Raw genomic sequence first — 15,046 nt, forward strand, 5'->3', positions numbered from 1 at the left:
ATTATGGCTTTTATACTCTGGTATCTTATCGGGAGCCTGCACAACGAACGCCAACTGGGGTGGAGAATTTATCATGAAATGCAAGCTTTGGTGCACCGGGGGACGATCGTTTTATTGCTGATTCCCGTCGCTTTGGTTTTTTTGAATTGGTCATTGGAAGCGGTTAAATGGCAAATGCTATCTCTCAGGATAGAAAAGCTGACTTTCAGAGAGTCGTTAGCCGGGGTATTGGCCGGTCAAAGTCTGGCTTTTGTTACACCCCAAAGCCTGGGAGACTATGCAGGAAGGGTCTGGAATCTGAAGAATAGCGACAGGTTGGAAGCCATAGGTGCTGTATTGCTCGGGAAGTGGGTTCAATCCATTGTTACAGGTATGTTTGGATCGCTGGGTTTACTTTGTGTCCTGTCACGGGAATTATCCTGGACACTGAATGGCACCATTTTGGCAGGCATTGGTACCTGCCTCTTATGGGTGGGGCTGATTTTTTTGTTGATGAATAAAAGGAACCGGTTCATCGCTTTTCTTCAAAGTATTCTTGGAAAAAGACTGATAAAATACATTAACGTAGTAAGATTTTACCGGAGGGAGGAGATTGTGAAGATCATGCTACTTGCCACCGGACGCTATCTGGTTTTTAGCTTGCAGTTTTTTATGATCATTGAACTTTTCAATCCGGAATTGATGCCGCCGGTTATTTTAGCCGGAATTACCTGGATGTTTTTAATAAAATCAGTAATGCCGGCCATTAATATATTTACTGACCTTGGAGTAAGGGAGATGGCGGTTGTTTATTTTTTTAGTTATTATGAGGTAAATATGGCGGTCATCATATTGGCCAGTGTCTTGTTATGGATATTCAATATCCTGTTGCCAACTTTTGCAGGGCTGTTTTATGTTTACAGGTTAAAAATTACCAGTGCCTGATGATTGTTACCTTTTGGATCCTTATGATACTTTATTGCCTGATGACCCTGGTCTTATTATACGGTTGGGAGAAAGGTATGCCCGATAAGCCTTACGGAGATAAGAATAACAAGCTGCTGACCGTTTTAATACCTGTGAGAAATGAAGCAAAAAACCTGGAAGATTTATTACACGATCTTGAGAATCAAAATTACCCTGCTAATTGTTTTAATGTTATCGTAATTGATGATAACTCCGAAGATGAGACTGCCAGGATTGCGGAGCAGTACGGTTTAAGTTCAACCTATGACCTGAAAGTTTTGCCATTACAGGTACCGGCAGGATTTCGGGGGTCACACAAGAAACTGGCCATTAGTCAGGGTGTGAAAAATACAAGGTCGGAGTTTGTGGTATGCACTGATGGTGATTGCCGCCTGGGTCGGCAATGGCTGAGTGTCATTGAAGATTATTATAAACGCCACCAGGCACATTTTATCAGTGGGCCTGTTGTGCTGGAAGGGAGCAAAAAATGGTGGCATAACATTCAGATCATGGAATTTTCGAGTTTGATAGGTGCAGGGGCGGCTTCTTTAAAACTGGGAATGCCAAATATGTGTAACGGTGCCAATATGGGTTTCCGCCGTGATACTTTCGTAGCTTTAGGAGGCTACAAAGGTTTTGAACATATCCATTCAGGTGATGATGAGTTTTTGATGTATAAAATTTTCAGCAAACATCCCGAAAAGGTTCATTTCCTGAAAGATGCAAGAGCCACTGTGAAAACATCTGTGAAAAACTCACTTTCTGCCTTTATTCACCAAAGAAAAAGGTGGTCTGGCAAGTGGAAATTTCACCGTCAGATTAGCTCCAGGTTATTAGCTTTCTTTATATTTATTGTTAACTTGGTATTAATTGTCGCCTTGTTTTGGTTAATAGCGGGAAAAGCTACCCCTGTCGACATATTACCGTTGTTACTGCTGAAATTTTCAGTGGATTTTTTGTTTGTAAATGCAGTTTTAAAGTTTTTTAATAAAAAAGTCAACCTCCGGGATTTTTTAATTCTGGAACTTTTTTATCCGTTTTATGCCGTTTTTTTTGGATTGTTTTCAAATCTCGGCACTTACAAATGGAAAGGACGAAAATTAAATAATTAACCCAATGACCGATCAGGAGTTTGACATTTTGGATGAGCTTTATTTTGTACAGACATTTGATGCCTTGCTTCAATCGACCCATCTAAGTGAGCCGGAACTGAAACAATGGCTTAATCAATTAATTAATAAGGGGTGGGTTAAATGTTTAAATTCTCTGACCGAAGAAGTACTGACCCAGACGCCGGATTTTGAAGACCGGTATAAGAAATATTTTTATCTGGCCACTAAAGCAGGTCTTCTTGCGCACAATAGTGTTTAGCAATTGACAGTTGACAGTTTACAATTGACAATTTTAGGGGGAATTCAGTTTTGTAAATAGTGTGAGGGTAGTGTAGCTGTTGCACAACCGTACTATTCAACCACCTCACTCATCCATCACTGCCTATGCCTAACCATCAACTGTCAATTTCCCATTGTCAATTATATCCGCATTTTGCGGTATAATTTTTGCTTACAATAGGCTATATTAAGAAGCCATTGCCAAGTTGTCACCCATGATGGACTATGGTAATGACAAAACTGGTGAAATATTGACTTTATGGCCCCTGAAACCCTCAAAAACAAATTTGAGATAAAAGAGCTGGAACTCAATTCATTGCTCGAAATTACCCAGGCGATTAATAACAATCTGCCTGAATCTTCCTTGTATAAAATCTACCACTTTACCCTGAGGGCTAATCATAACATAAAAAAGCTGGCGTTATATGTTCTCGACGACCAATGGGAATGCAAGGCATTTCATGGCACGATTCATAACTATAACAATATTGAACTTGACAAAAAGTTTTTAACAGTCAAAGAAATTGATTATTTGGAGAATGATGACACTTCCATACCTTTCGGCGAATTTGATGTTTTGATTCCCATCGTACATAAAGACAGAATTCTGGCCTTTGTTTTTATCGATGGTATGAAACGGGAAGATGGCAGGCCTCATGAAGACTTCACCTTTCTGCAGGCACTAAGCAATATAATTTTAGTGGCCATCGAAAACAAAAAGCTGGCGAGAAAGGAGCTAAAACAAGAAGCCCTGAGAAGGGAAATGGAAATTGCCAGCAATGTACAAAAATACTTATTCCCTGAAAACCTGCCCAATGGCAGGCGGTTAAAGGTAGAAGCCAGCTACCTTCCGCATCATACGGTAGGGGGCGATTATTACGATTACATCCCCATCAATAGAAATCAGTTTCTGATTTGTATTGCCGATGTATCCGGTAAGGGCATACCTGCCGCCATTTTGATGTCAAACTTTCAGGCATCTCTCAGAACCCTGATACGGCAGACGCCGAATATTATCGCTATCGTTGAAGAGTTGAATTACCTGATACTTGAAAATGCCAAAGGCGAAAACTTTATCACTTTTTTCGGAGCCATTTATGATCATACCCTGAAAACCATGGTATATGTAAATGCCGGCCACAACCCTCCTATTATAGTAGATAAGAAAAATGGCTTGATGCTTTTAGATCAGGGCACTACCATATTGGGTAGCTTCAAAACTTTACCATTTTTGAATGAGGGATTTTTGACCGATCTCGAGGATTTCCTGTTTTTTTCCTATACCGACGGCCTTACCGAAACCTTGAATGAACAAGGTGAAGAGTTTGGCGTTGAAAGGTTAAAGGAATTATTAATGGAAGAAAAGGACAGCGAGTTGAAAGACCTGCATCAACGTGTTTTTGCCAGCCTGGATCGCTTCAGAGGCAACAATTCATACAGCGATGATATCACTTTACTTTCTTGCAAAATAAGTACCTGATTCGGCCTGATCCGATTATTAATAATTCAAAATATATTTTTTAATTTAAAAACCAGTTTAAATTTATTGGGTTGTATTTCTGCCGTACTCCATCTTTATTGCCATTGCTTTATCCTTCGTTGATATGGCATCAAAACCGAAAGGAGAAAAATGTTTTTCTTACTTTCGATGATGGCCCTGTGCCCGGGATCACTGAGTTTGTTTTGGCGTCTCTTAAAACCTACCATGCAAGGGCTACTTTTTTTTGCGTAGGTGAAAATGTTTCGAAACACCCGCAGATTTTCAGAAAGGTAATCGACCAGGGGCACTGTGTCGGCAATCATACATTCAATCACCTCAATGGCTGGAAAACACCCCATGGTGATTATGTGGACAACGTCAGCTTGTGTGCAGCAACCATGAGACAGCATTCAACCCGGCCTTTATCCAAACTATTCAGACCACCCTACGGAAGAATCACCAGAAAACAAATCAGCGCACTAAATGGGGAATACAGTGTGATCATGTGGGATGTTCTATCCGGTGATTTTGACCGGAAAATAACCGGGGAACGATGCCTGAGCAATACAATAAAGTATACCAAAAACGGATCTATTGTCACCTTTCATGACAGTCACAAGGCAGCGGATAATCTTCAGTACATCTTACCCCGTTTTTTAGATCACTTAACCTCAAAAGGATTTTCTTTTAAAACTTTATGAACTGGACTTATTTTATAGTGCTTGGCCTGGGCAGTATGACCCTGTTAACTAATTTGACCTTGATTATCAACTGGTTGTTTAATTTAAAGTCTTACAACAACCAACCGGCTACTTGTCCGTTTGTCTCAATTTTTGTGGCTGCCAGAAATGAGGAAAATCACATAGAATCCTGCCTTAACCAACTCTTACAAATGGACTATCCTTCTGACAAAATAGAAATATTGGTGGGGAATGACAACTCTACGGACCAAACTTTACAGCGGGCTAATTCGATAGCGGAAAAAGATAGCAGGATCAGGGTTTTTGACATTAGTACCAACCTTGGCCTGGCCAGGGGAAAGGCCAATGTACTGGCCCATCTGGCGCATCATGCCCGGGGCGCCTATTATTTTATCACAGATGCAGATACAAGGGTGCCGGAAAGCTGGGTTAAGTACCTCCTGGGCGCGGTAGAACAGCATACCGGTATTATTTCCGGCATTACGACTGTAACCGGAAAGGGTTTATGGGCCAGGTTGCAGAATATGGAGTGGTTAAATGCCCTCGGCATGTTGAAAATAGTAACTGATATGGGTATTCCGGTTACCGGGATAGGCAACAACATGATGATAACCAGGGAAGCTTATGAAAAGGTGGGAGGATATGAGCAAATACCTTTCTCGGTTGTAGAGGATTTTCAATTAACCATAGAAGTGCTCAAAGCCGGATTCGGTGTGATCAACCTCTTTGATCCACAGGTTACAGCCATTACCTACCCTGCTATTAAGGTTACGGATATCCTCAACCAAAGAAAAAGATGGATGAATGGCGCAGTTAAAATTCCCATTATCTTGAAATTGATTTTAGTGGTGCAGGTACTGGCCATCCCTTTATGTGTGGTCCTTTTATTTTACAATGTGGTAATGGCTTTTTCTTTTCTGGTTCTTAAAATACTCCTTCGTTCGGCCTTTTCTTTTTTTGTTTATAAAAAAGTTAAACAAAAGTTTAATTTTGACACAATTCTTCTATACGATTTATATGCCGGACTTCTGACCCTTATGACATTGATATACTATGTTATTCCGGTAAAGCTCGATTGGAAGGGTAGAAAATATTAAGCATATTAGCCGAAAAATTTCGAGGTTTACACTGATGCCAGATTTTATTGATACGCATGCCCATATCTATCTTGATGACTTTAAAGAGGATATAGCGCAGGTAATTGCTCAATGCCGGTCAGAAGGGGTAAATAAAATATTTATGCCCAACATAGATCCTGACTCCGTGGAAGATATGCTGGCCCTGGAAAGGGCATTTCCCGAAAGCTGTTTTGCCATGATGGGGCTGCACCCATGCTCGGTAAAACCAGGATTTGAAAAAGCCCTGGCACTTGTAGAAAGTTGGCTGGCCAGGCGGAAATTCATTGCGGTAGGAGAAATTGGTATTGACCTATACTGGGACAAGTCATTTCTGAAAGAACAGCAGGAGGCCTTTATCATCCAGTCCAACCTGGCCAAAAAGTATCGGCTTCCGATAGTGATCCATTGCCGTGAATCTTTTGATGAAACCATTGCATTGGTTGAGCAACTGAATGACGGTTCGCTCAAGGGTGTATTTCATTGTTTTACCGGGACAGTGGAGGAAGCGGAAAGAGTGATCCGGCAGGGTTTTTACCTAGGCCTCGGTGGTGTGACCACCTTTAAAAATGGAGGAATGGACAAAGTAGTCCCCTATCTCGATATGGACCATGTATTGCTCGAAACCGACAGTCCCTACCTGGCACCGGTTCCTTACCGCGGTAAAAGAAACCAACCCGGCTATATTCCTTTAATTGCAGGAAGGATTGCTGAATTGAAAGGGATAACCTTAGAGGAAGTAGCCGAAAAAACAACATCGAACGCAGAAAATCTATTTAAGATATGAAGTATAAGATTGTGAAGTTTCAAACCCGGAAAAACTCGCCTAAAGCCACCATCTTATTAATCTACACCGGTGGAACGATTGGGATGTTATATGACGATTCCGGGTCACTGGTACCTTTTAACTTTGGCCATATTATGGACAGAATCAGTTATCTGAGAGGCTTTGACATTAATATCACAGTGATTTCTTTCCCGGAACCCATAGATTCGTCCAGTATCCAACTGGAGCATTGGAATGATCTGGCTTATATAATTTTTGAAAACTATGACTCATATGACGGATTTGTTGTATTACATGGTACGGATACAATGGCCTACAGCGCGTCAGCTTTGAGTTTTATGCTGGAGGGATTGAATAAACCTGTAATTTTTACCGGAGCACAGCTTCCCATCGGGGCAGCGAGATCAGACGCCAGGGAGAATCTTATCACAGCCCTAGATATAGCCTCCTCCAAAGATGGGGAAAAGCCGGTGGTTTCTGAAGTTTGCATTTACTTTAGTTACCTGCTTTTACGGGGCAATCGTTCCAAAAAGGTTGAAAGTTCTCACTTTAATGCTTTTGAGTCTGAAAATTACCCTTCCCTGGCAGAAGCGGGGGTAGATATAGAATATGATTATTCCGCGCTGGGCGCATATCGCAAAGATGCCAGGCTCTCCTACAAAAAAATACTGGATACAAATGTGGCCATCCTGAAAGTTTTTCCTGGTATGACCCCCGGTGTGGTTGAAAATATCTTGTCTATCCGTGGCCTGAAAGGCGTGGTACTGGAGACGTACGGGTCGGGAACTGTTACTGCCGACCCTTGGTTTGCCGATTACCTGAAAAACGCTATAAAAAATAACATTATCATGTTCAATGTTTCACAATGTACCGGTGGAAGGGTTATGCAGGGCCGTTATCAAACGAGCAAAATGCTGGCGGATATAGGCGTGGTGAGCGGTAGTGATATAACCACTGAGGCGGCTATCACCAAAATGATGTATTTATTAAGTAATGAAGATTCGATTAAAAAAGTAAAAGAAAGGCTGAAAATACCATTATGCGGGGAAATGAGTTAACCGGTTAAAAATATGAAAAGTTATTTTAAAATTTGCATAAAGCGTTTTTTATTAATTTATTTGTTTCTCCAAGTAATAAAATAGCATTATTTGGAGAGGTGACCGAGTGGTCGAAGGTGCTCGCCTGGAAAGTGAGTGTGCCCCAAAAGGGTACCAAGGGTTCGAATCCCTTCCTCTCCGCTCAGACATACATGACAGAAATCTTTAGCTTATATATCAAAACTATTTAACCTTATAATCTGAGAATAATTAAAATTTGAATTATGAAAAAGTTAATTACCTTATTAATGCTTTCAGGTGTGTTGACCCTGGGTTACTCATCTTATTCTGTTGCCCAGGAAGTAGAAGCTGACTCTGCCCAGGCAGTCGCAGATTCTATCGCCGCCGCTGAGCAAAGGGCAGAAGAGGAGAGGATAGCTCAGCAGGAAGCAGAGGAAGCCGCTGCCGCCGCTGCTGCCGCAGCACAGGCAGAAGAAACCAGAACTTTCCATCGCAGGGTATTGAAATACTTTATCGATGGCGGATGGGAGTTTATGGGGATCGTGCTGGTTTGTTTAATTTTAGGGTTAGCCATTGCTATAGAGCGTATTATAACGCTTAATTTAGCAACTACCAACACCAAAAAACTGCTCGCAGGGGTTGAAGATGCACTGGCATCGGGCGGTGTTGAAGCGGCCAAAGATTATACAGCCGGTGTAAAAGGTCCTGTGGCTTCAATTTTTACACAAGGATTAATGAGGGCCTCCGAAGGAGTGGAAATGGTTGAAAAATCAATTATCTCCTACGGATCAGTAGAAATGGGAAGATTGGAAAAAGGATTGGTCTGGATTTCATTATTTATTTCATTGGCACCGATGTTGGGTTTCATGGGTACGGTGCTTGGTATGATCCAGGCTTTCGATGCGATTGAAGCAGCCGGTGATATATCTCCTTCGTTGGTTGCCGGAGGTATTAAGGTAGCGCTTTTGACTACAGTAGCCGGTCTGATTGTGGCCGTTATATTGCAATTATTCTATAATTATTTGGTGTCTAAAATTGATTCACTTGTAAATGACATGGAAGATGCTTCCATTTCTTTAGTGGATATTCTGGTAAGACATAATCTTTCCAAATAATTTTAACCTTAAATTATTAAGATTATGACCGGATTAGTAGAATTTGGCTTGTACTTAACCTATATTTTAGTAGGTGTGGCCGTATTGGCTGTTATCGTCCTGCCTTTGATCAACGCTGTTAGTAATCCTAAGTCTCTGGTTATCACAGGAATAGGTTTGGCGATCTTATTTGTGGTATTTCTGGTTTCATGGGGTTTGTCCAGTTATGATACTGTCAGCACCAAGGCGGCTGAACAGGGACTCACACCCGGAGGCGTGCAAAGGATTGGGGGAGTATTAACTATGATGTACATCCTTCTGGGAGGTGCCATCGTAGGGATTATTGTTACTGAAGTTAGTAAAATCTTTAAATAATGAGACGAACAAACCGGGGGGCGGGGCAAATCAATTCCGGTTCAATGGCCGATATTGCATTTCTGTTGTTGATATTTTTTCTCGTAACCACACAAATAGCAACAGATAAAGGAATTCTGATCCGGCTCCCTCCGAAACCTGACCCAAATGAGCCACCTCCGGATATCAAGTTTAACCAAAGAAACATTTTTAAAATCCTGATCAATTCACAGGATAAGCTGTTGGTGGAGGATGAACCGTTGTATGATGTTAGCCTGTTGAAAGACATGGTTAAAAAGTTTGTGCTAAACAATGGCAAGGACCCCAATCTTTCGGATAGCCCTTCTGATGCGATAGTTTCTATTAAAGCAGACAGAGGAACAAGTTATGACATTTTTATTAGTGTTTATGACCAATGCGAAGCAGCCTACAATGAAATGTACGGCGAAAAAGTGGGGCTGACTGCTGAGGAGTTCAGGAAATTGGATCGAGGCGATCCTGACCAGAAAAAACTCTATGACAGGGCCAGGGAGATAGATGAGAACGGTAAACCCCAGTTCCCGAAACAAATATCAATCGCAGAACCAACAAAATACGGAGGAAGCTGATATGTCAAAGTTTAAGAAAAGTTCGAAAGCCAGTCAGGATATACCTACTGCCGCATTACCCGATATCATATTTATGCTGTTGTTCTTTTTTATGGTAACCACAGTATTGAGGGAAGTCGAATTGTTGGTAAACCAACAGTTACCTTTGGCAACTCAATTGAAAAAAATTGAGAGAAAATCATTGGTAAGCTACATATACATTGGTAAGCCAAAAAATGCCAAGGAATTTGGTGTCGAGCCACGGGTTCAGGTGAACGACAATTTCATTGGTACCAAGGAAATTGTGCAGTTTGTTTTGACAGAAAAGGACAAATTGGATGAGTCCGAGAGGGATCAGATTACTATGTCGCTGAAGATTGATAAGGAAACCAAAATGGGTATAGTCACTGATGTACAGCAAGAATTGAAAGAAGCAAACGCACTTAAAGTGCTCTATAACACGCCGAGAAAGGTAGATATGTAAAATTTTAATTATTTGATACTTTACTAGAAAAGTCTTTTCATCCCGGAAAGACTTTTTTATTTTCCGGCAATTTTAATGTATGGATAAAAACAAGAAAAGCGTTATCAATGCCCGGGCCATGTATGATTGGGCCAATTCTGTTTATTTCCTGGTTATCACCTCTGCCATTTTTCCTGTGTACTATCACAACGTGGCCCTGTCATCCACCGGGTAGGCAGTAGTCAATTTTTTTGGATAGGAGATGATCAATTCTGTGCTTTATTCTTATGCCTTGTCGTTTTTATTTCTTTTGGTGGCCATGATATTGCCACTGCTTTCAGGAATGGCAGATTATACAGGGGAAAAGAAGTTTTTGATGAAGATATTTGTTTATCCGGGGGCCTTTTCCTGTATTGGATTGTTCTTTTTTACCGGCGAAAACATAGAATGGGGGATCATTTGCTGTATATTGGCCAGTGCCAGTGTTGGATGCTCTGGCAGTCTGGGGTTGGGCTTGGGGCAGTGAATTGAGACAGGTGGGTTTTAATTGACAATTGACAGTTGAAAATTGACAATGAATAGTTGGCAGTGGGCAATTGGTTTGGTGGTTGGTGGTGGTGGGTGAACGGGGTGTTAATTGATCAGGATTTCTCTGTATAAAAATATGATGCCGGCCATGGCTATGGTTAGATAAAGGATGGTGACAGGTAAACCAATTCTGAAGAAGTCTTTGAAAGTGTAGCCGCCAGGGCCATAGATGATCAGGTTGGTTTGGTAGCTGATGGGAGTCAGAAAAGTGGCGGAGGCAGCGAAGGCGATCGCGAGGTAAAACGGCATACCGTCAGTGTTTAAGTTTTGAGTAATCGATAAAGCCAGGGGAAATGAAATGGAAATTGCGCCGGCATTTCCTACCAGGGAGGTCAAAATATTGGTGACCAACACCAACCCCAATAAAATGGCGACCATGCCGAAAGGCTCCAGAACACCAATAAAGGCATTCGCCAACAGATTTCCGGCATTGGTTTTCAAGATAGCCAACCCGATTGCGAGGCTAAAAACAAGTATTGCGATAAGGTTGAGGTCGATTTCCCGTTTAATATCCCTGATAGTTACCATGCCGAAACCAATCATGGTCCCATAGATGATTAATGTTACCGGAAACAACGATATTTCTCCAAAAAAATACAACAGGGCGATTAAAGCCACCATCACCGCCAGGGCAATATACTTTTTAGCTGTGGGTTTTACAGCTTTTCGCTGGCTGGAGATAATGAACAGGTCGCGATATAAATCGACCCGCTCTTTGAAATTTGTTCCTGTATACAGCAATAACAAGTCACCTGATTTCAAGATAGTATCGCCGATTTTACCGCTCATTTTTTCCCCATCCCGATGAATAGCCACCACTGCAGCATCATACCTGTTCCTGAAATCTGTGTTACGTACCATTTTTCCTATCAAACTGGAACTGTTGCTGATCACACATTCGGTTACCTCAATTTCGGATGAAGGATATTCGCCATCGGTGTTTGACGGAAGTGTCAAGCCCTTATCCGAATTGATTAAATCTACGATGTTATTGGTATTGCCGGCGAAAATCAATTTGTCCTGATGTCTGATGATTTCTTCGGGACTTACTGGTGAAATCAGTTCATCGTTCCTGATTATTTCTACCAGATACACGCCGTTTAGATTTCTAAGGCCTGCTTCGATGATAGATTTGTCGACAAGGTTCGAGTTTTTGGTAAGATGTGTTTCCACCAGGTATTCCCTGGCATTTCTTCTGAATTTCTCAATAACATCCACGTAATTAGGAAGTAAACGATGCCCTACTAACCCCAGAAACAAAATACCTGTTACCGTTACCGATGCCCCCAGTATCAGTAAATCCAGGGATTGTATTTCCACGAGGTTATTTTCAGATAAAAAACCATTAAGCAACAGTGTGGTGGAGGTGCCAATGACCGTAATCATGCCTCCCATAATAGTGGCAAATGACAGCGGGATCAGCAGCTTAGAGGGGGCCACATTATTTATTTTTCCCCAGTTAAACACATAGGGGGTCATTAAGGCGACCACCGGTGCATTGTTGATAAGGCTGGAAATGACAGCCACCTGGGCCATCATTCTGAATAAAAAGGCCCTGTATGTCCTGGCGCTTTTGAAAATTTTGTCAAAAACAAGTTCTATGTTGTAGTTTTTTCTTAACCCGGCACTGATCAGAATTAATATAATAATGCTGGCGATTTTGTCATTGGAGAAGCCGGTTAAAACTTCCTGATAAGTCAAAACACCGGTTACCAGAAAGGTGAGCACAGCGAACAAAAAGCTGACAGATGGCCTCAGTAAATCCCGGTAGATGAAGTAAAAAATCAGGAATATTACAATTAATACAAAGAAAGACTGAAATTCGTCGGGGATCATAAAAAGTCAACACATTTAGGGAAGCCTTAATAAACCAAATGATGGGCAAATGTACAATAGTTTGTCAATAAATGTTAGTTTTCTTGAAACGTGCCTTAACCCTAACCATTTTTGATATATATTTATTGCGAATTACCTGTTGAAATCCCTAAAGTACCTGATTGATGATTCCCCTGAACCTTCCCGCAATTGAAGTGAAACTTAGCAAGGAGGAAGGCAAGGTATTCATCTTCGATACTTTCAGAAAAAAAAGGGTAGTACTAACACCTGAAGAATGGGTGCGCCAGCATTTTGCCCATTACCTGATCACTGAGTTGCACTATCCGCCATCTTTGATGAAAATTGAAAGCGGACTGAGATACAATAAACTGGCAAAAAGGTCTGATATTGTGGTTTACAACCGGGAGGGTCTCCCATTGATTCTGGTGGAATGTAAGTCTTACCGGCAAAAGCTCGATCAGAAAGTGCTGAATCAGGTCTCAATATACAACCAGACGCTGAAAGCACCATACCTGGCCGTTAGCAATGGCCTTCACCATTATTTTTTTGAAATTGATTTTGACAGGCCGGGATTCACATCATTGTATGAGCTGCCGGATTATACTAAATATTCTTCTACCTTGCGATAGGGAAGGCCAAAAGCTTCAGAAACACCTTTGTAGACAATCTCTCCTTTAACAATATTAAGTCCCAGCCTGAGCTCCCGGTTTTCCTGGCAAGCTTTTTCCCAGCCTTTGTTGGCCAGTTGCAGGGCATAAGGCAAGGTAGCGTTGGTCAGGGCCAGGGTAGACGTATAGGGTACCGCTCCCGGCATATTGGCTACACAATAATGTACAATGTCGTCAATGATATAGGTAGGGTTCTCATGCGTGGTGGGCTTACAGGTTTCGATACATCCTCCCTGATCCACGGCCACATCTACCAATACCGTTCCCGGTCGCATCAGTTTCAACATGTCCCGGGTAATCAGATGAGGGGCTTTGGCTCCCGGAATCAACACCGCCCCGACTATCAGGTCATGCGAAGGAAGCAGCTCCCTGATATTGTATTCGGATGACATATAGGTGTTCACATTGGCGGGCATGATATCGGCCAGGTACCTTAATCTTGGCAGGCTGATATCCATAATTGTCACATCGGCCCCCAGGCCTGCCGCCATTTTGGCTGCCTGCGTACCGACAATCCCACCCCCGAGAACGAGTACTTTGGCAGGCCTTACCCCGGGCACACCCCCAAGGAGGATGCCCCTGCCTTTTAGTGGCTTTTCCAGATACTTGGCGCCTTCCTGAACGGACATTCTTCCCGCTACTTCGGACATGGGCACCAATAATGGCAAACTATGATCTTCCTTTTCTACGGTCTCATAAGCCAGGCAAACTGATTTATTTTCAATCATAGCCCTGGTCAGTGGCTCATACGAAGCAAAATGAAAATAAGTAAAAACCAACTGATTTTCGTGAATCAGGGTATATTCTTCCTGAATAGGTTCTTTTACCTTAATAATCATTTCAGCGCGGTCGTATACAGATTTTATATCAGGGAGAATAGCTGCCCCTGCCTCTTCATATTGCGTATCTGAAAATCCACTCCCGGAACCTGCGTTGGTCTGGACGTATATGTCGTGGCCGTATTTGGCCAGTTCCTTGACACCTGAAGGCGTTAAGGCTACGCGATTTTCATTATTTTTGATTTCTTTGGGTACACCAATGATCATGGCTATGTTTGTTTTGTTGTCATTAATGCCCACAAATATAGAAAGGGTTAGGAGATTTAAAAGCATAAACCCCGAAGATTTCCCGACCCCCTCAGCCTGCCTTAATTACCGGATTTCACCGGGGATTACATTGAGATATTTCTTTTTTCCTCTTCTTAGAACCAGCACCGGTATGCGCTTCCCGATGGCTTTTTCATCAAGGAGTTGATGCAACTGATCAATGGAGGAAATTTCCTGACCATTGAACCCGACGATGATGTCTCCGGACTGAAGCTCACTATTGTAAGCAACACCATCCGGATTTTGTCGATGTTACTTATTAATCTGATCATGGAATAATCTGTTTTTGCCCAACAAATCACCCAAAAACATACCAGGCCTGATAAGGAACAAATTGTCAGTTACCTTGCAGTACCCACGGAAAAATTGACATAAAATCCGTTATCGGTTTCCGGTGGGCAATAGTTTGGCAGAAGAAAAGGCTGATGCGGACCTTTTTTTCTTTTTTTTGCTGGCGTGTTTTCCTGCAGCTTTCCCCAAAAACTTAAAAGAATCCAACAGCACAAAGGTGCCTCCTAGGCCGACCGCACCACCTGTATATAATAAGACCTGTCCCAGATCGTCATTTTCCCTGCCCAGCATCAGACCTCCTGCGATAGTGACTGAGTAACCCAGGGTGGCCAGTAAAATGCCTTTTTTGAATTGTCCGTGTGCCTTTCCCAGGTTCAGTTGAATTTCTGTCACATCGGTTTTTAATTTAATAATTTCGTTTTTTAAAGAGTCTGCATTGCCATATTGTTGTGCGGAGGTCATGTTAGCCAACATTGATAAGCAGATTAAGGACAAAAAAAATGTTTTCATAAACAGGCTTGGCAAAAAGGTAAAATCTTCATTCAATTAGACCTTGAATATATAAAATCTTTCTGTGTATCA

At 41.9% G+C, this 15,046-nt stretch carries 20 protein-coding genes and 1 tRNA gene; 17 read left to right on the plus strand and 4 right to left on the minus strand.

Features of this window, described 5'->3' with window-relative positions; genetic code table 11:
* Nucleotides 1-3: 3 nt before the first annotated feature.
* The 15 genes from AC04NP_RS04075 to AC04NP_RS04145 all read left to right on the plus strand — a co-directional run bounded on the left by AC04NP_RS04075 (nucleotide 4) and on the right by AC04NP_RS04145 (nucleotide 10,501).
* Nucleotides 4-924: a lysylphosphatidylglycerol synthase domain-containing protein gene (locus tag AC04NP_RS04075; protein ID WP_482858190.1), complete on the plus strand. Its 921-nt coding sequence runs from the start codon at nucleotides 4-6 to the stop codon at nucleotides 922-924.
* Nucleotides 924-2,057, plus strand: a complete 1,134-nt coding sequence (locus tag AC04NP_RS04080) for a glycosyltransferase (RefSeq protein ID WP_482858191.1) — start codon at nucleotides 924-926, stop codon at nucleotides 2,055-2,057. Before AC04NP_RS04075 ends, AC04NP_RS04080 begins: the two co-directional genes overlap by 1 nt.
* A 4-nt stretch (nucleotides 2,058-2,061) precedes the next feature.
* Nucleotides 2,062-2,316 carry a transporter gene (locus AC04NP_RS04085; protein WP_482858193.1) on the plus strand — a complete coding sequence of 85 codons (255 nt, stop codon included), beginning with the start codon at nucleotides 2,062-2,064 and terminating at the stop codon, nucleotides 2,314-2,316.
* Nucleotides 2,317-2,595: 279 nt separating this feature from the next.
* Complete coding sequence (locus tag AC04NP_RS04090) at nucleotides 2,596-3,816, plus strand: PP2C family protein-serine/threonine phosphatase (RefSeq protein WP_482858194.1); 1,221 nt, start codon at nucleotides 2,596-2,598, stop codon at nucleotides 3,814-3,816.
* A gap of 98 nt (nucleotides 3,817-3,914) precedes the next feature.
* The gene (locus AC04NP_RS04095; protein WP_482858196.1) at nucleotides 3,915-4,517 is read left to right on the plus strand and encodes a polysaccharide deacetylase family protein; all 603 of its coding nucleotides are present in this window, start codon (nucleotides 3,915-3,917) and stop codon (nucleotides 4,515-4,517) included.
* Nucleotides 4,514-5,614, plus strand: a complete 1,101-nt coding sequence (locus tag AC04NP_RS04100) for a glycosyltransferase (protein WP_482858198.1) — start codon at nucleotides 4,514-4,516, stop codon at nucleotides 5,612-5,614. The genes AC04NP_RS04095 and AC04NP_RS04100 overlap by 4 nt, the downstream gene beginning before the upstream one ends.
* Before the next feature lie 34 nt (nucleotides 5,615-5,648).
* Nucleotides 5,649-6,419 (plus strand): TatD family hydrolase, encoded by a 771-nt coding sequence (locus AC04NP_RS04105; protein ID WP_482858199.1) that lies wholly within the window; start codon nucleotides 5,649-5,651, stop codon nucleotides 6,417-6,419.
* Nucleotides 6,416-7,477, plus strand: a complete 1,062-nt coding sequence (locus AC04NP_RS04110) for an asparaginase (protein ID WP_482858201.1) — start codon at nucleotides 6,416-6,418, stop codon at nucleotides 7,475-7,477. Before AC04NP_RS04105 ends, AC04NP_RS04110 begins: the two co-directional genes overlap by 4 nt.
* 92 nt (nucleotides 7,478-7,569) lie before the next feature.
* A tRNA-Ser gene (locus AC04NP_RS04115) sits at nucleotides 7,570-7,657 on the plus strand.
* An 83-nt stretch (nucleotides 7,658-7,740) separates the two neighbouring features.
* On the plus strand, nucleotides 7,741-8,592 hold the full coding sequence (locus AC04NP_RS04120) for a MotA/TolQ/ExbB proton channel family protein (RefSeq protein WP_482858203.1): 852 nt from the start codon (nucleotides 7,741-7,743) through the stop codon (nucleotides 8,590-8,592).
* Between the two features lie 24 nt (nucleotides 8,593-8,616).
* Entirely contained in the window at nucleotides 8,617-8,946 is a 330-nt protein-coding gene (locus AC04NP_RS04125) for a hypothetical protein (protein WP_482858204.1), read from the plus strand.
* A complete protein-coding gene (locus AC04NP_RS04130) occupies nucleotides 8,946-9,533 on the plus strand; it encodes an ExbD/TolR family protein (protein WP_482858205.1) in 588 nt (195 codons plus the stop codon). Before AC04NP_RS04125 ends, AC04NP_RS04130 begins: the two co-directional genes overlap by 1 nt.
* Nucleotide 9,534: 1 nt before the next feature.
* Nucleotides 9,535-9,996: an ExbD/TolR family protein gene (locus AC04NP_RS04135; RefSeq protein ID WP_482858206.1), complete on the plus strand. Its 462-nt coding sequence runs from the start codon at nucleotides 9,535-9,537 to the stop codon at nucleotides 9,994-9,996.
* 79 nt (nucleotides 9,997-10,075) lie between these two features.
* Nucleotides 10,076-10,210 (plus strand): hypothetical protein, encoded by a 135-nt coding sequence (locus tag AC04NP_RS04140; protein WP_482858207.1) that lies wholly within the window; start codon nucleotides 10,076-10,078, stop codon nucleotides 10,208-10,210.
* Between the two features lie 27 nt (nucleotides 10,211-10,237).
* Nucleotides 10,238-10,501 carry an MFS transporter gene (locus tag AC04NP_RS04145; protein ID WP_482858208.1) on the plus strand — a complete coding sequence of 88 codons (264 nt, stop codon included), beginning with the start codon at nucleotides 10,238-10,240 and terminating at the stop codon, nucleotides 10,499-10,501.
* Nucleotides 10,502-10,608: 107 nt separating this feature from the next.
* Here the strand turns inward: AC04NP_RS04145 and AC04NP_RS04150 are convergent, their stop codons facing one another.
* Entirely contained in the window at nucleotides 10,609-12,399 is a 1,791-nt protein-coding gene (locus AC04NP_RS04150) for an SLC13 family permease (protein WP_482858209.1), read from the minus strand.
* Nucleotides 12,400-12,563: 164 nt separating this feature from the next.
* Here AC04NP_RS04150 and AC04NP_RS04155 point away from each other — a divergent pair, with 164 nt between their 5' ends.
* A complete protein-coding gene (locus AC04NP_RS04155; protein WP_482858210.1) occupies nucleotides 12,564-13,028 on the plus strand; it encodes a type I restriction enzyme HsdR N-terminal domain-containing protein in 465 nt (154 codons plus the stop codon).
* Here AC04NP_RS04155 and ald read toward each other — a convergent pair.
* Both ald and AC04NP_RS04165 read right to left on the minus strand, forming a co-directional pair.
* Nucleotides 12,998-14,113: an alanine dehydrogenase gene (ald, locus tag AC04NP_RS04160; protein WP_482858296.1), complete on the minus strand. Its 1,116-nt coding sequence runs from the start codon at nucleotides 14,111-14,113 to the stop codon at nucleotides 12,998-13,000. The genes AC04NP_RS04155 and ald overlap by 31 nt on opposite strands.
* Before the next feature lie 105 nt (nucleotides 14,114-14,218).
* Nucleotides 14,219-14,371 carry a hypothetical protein gene (locus AC04NP_RS04165; protein ID WP_482858298.1) on the minus strand — a complete coding sequence of 51 codons (153 nt, stop codon included), beginning with the start codon at nucleotides 14,369-14,371 and terminating at the stop codon, nucleotides 14,219-14,221.
* On the opposite strand from AC04NP_RS04165, the gene AC04NP_RS04170 reads away from it, so the two are divergent.
* Complete coding sequence (locus AC04NP_RS04170; RefSeq protein WP_482858211.1) at nucleotides 14,321-14,452, plus strand: hypothetical protein; 132 nt, start codon at nucleotides 14,321-14,323, stop codon at nucleotides 14,450-14,452. The genes AC04NP_RS04165 and AC04NP_RS04170 overlap by 51 nt on opposite strands.
* Before the next feature lie 102 nt (nucleotides 14,453-14,554).
* Here the strand turns inward: AC04NP_RS04170 and AC04NP_RS04175 are convergent, their stop codons facing one another.
* Nucleotides 14,555-14,938: a hypothetical protein gene (locus tag AC04NP_RS04175; protein ID WP_482858212.1), complete on the minus strand. Its 384-nt coding sequence runs from the start codon at nucleotides 14,936-14,938 to the stop codon at nucleotides 14,555-14,557.
* Nucleotides 14,939-15,046: the final 108 nt, after the last annotated feature.

The sequence above is a fragment of the Agaribacillus sp. DX54 genome (assembly GCF_056858335.1).

Coding starts and splice junctions, on each gene's coding strand:
- AC04NP_RS04155 (WP_482858210.1), top strand. CDS start 12,564: ATGATTCCCCTGAACCTTCCCGCAATTGAAGTGAAACTTAGCAAGGAG.
- AC04NP_RS04145 (WP_482858208.1), top strand. CDS start 10,238: ATGATCAATTCTGTGCTTTATTCTTATGCCTTGTCGTTTTTATTTCTT.
- AC04NP_RS04130 (WP_482858205.1), top strand. CDS start 8,946: ATGAGACGAACAAACCGGGGGGCGGGGCAAATCAATTCCGGTTCAATG.
- AC04NP_RS04080 (WP_482858191.1), top strand. CDS start 924: ATGATTGTTACCTTTTGGATCCTTATGATACTTTATTGCCTGATGACC.
- AC04NP_RS04170 (WP_482858211.1), top strand. CDS start 14,321: ATGCAACTGATCAATGGAGGAAATTTCCTGACCATTGAACCCGACGAT.
- AC04NP_RS04100 (WP_482858198.1), top strand. CDS start 4,514: ATGAACTGGACTTATTTTATAGTGCTTGGCCTGGGCAGTATGACCCTG.
- ald (WP_482858296.1), bottom strand. CDS start 14,113: ATGATCATTGGTGTACCCAAAGAAATCAAAAATAATGAAAATCGCGTA.
- AC04NP_RS04085 (WP_482858193.1), top strand. CDS start 2,062: ATGACCGATCAGGAGTTTGACATTTTGGATGAGCTTTATTTTGTACAG.
- AC04NP_RS04110 (WP_482858201.1), top strand. CDS start 6,416: ATGAAGTATAAGATTGTGAAGTTTCAAACCCGGAAAAACTCGCCTAAA.
- AC04NP_RS04105 (WP_482858199.1), top strand. CDS start 5,649: ATGCCAGATTTTATTGATACGCATGCCCATATCTATCTTGATGACTTT.
- AC04NP_RS04075 (WP_482858190.1), top strand. CDS start 4: ATGGCTTTTATACTCTGGTATCTTATCGGGAGCCTGCACAACGAACGC.
- AC04NP_RS04125 (WP_482858204.1), top strand. CDS start 8,617: ATGACCGGATTAGTAGAATTTGGCTTGTACTTAACCTATATTTTAGTA.
- AC04NP_RS04150 (WP_482858209.1), bottom strand. CDS start 12,399: ATGATCCCCGACGAATTTCAGTCTTTCTTTGTATTAATTGTAATATTC.
- AC04NP_RS04175 (WP_482858212.1), bottom strand. CDS start 14,938: ATGTTGGCTAACATGACCTCCGCACAACAATATGGCAATGCAGACTCT.
- AC04NP_RS04090 (WP_482858194.1), top strand. CDS start 2,596: ATGGCCCCTGAAACCCTCAAAAACAAATTTGAGATAAAAGAGCTGGAA.
- AC04NP_RS04120 (WP_482858203.1), top strand. CDS start 7,741: ATGAAAAAGTTAATTACCTTATTAATGCTTTCAGGTGTGTTGACCCTG.
- AC04NP_RS04140 (WP_482858207.1), top strand. CDS start 10,076: ATGGATAAAAACAAGAAAAGCGTTATCAATGCCCGGGCCATGTATGAT.
- AC04NP_RS04135 (WP_482858206.1), top strand. CDS start 9,535: ATGTCAAAGTTTAAGAAAAGTTCGAAAGCCAGTCAGGATATACCTACT.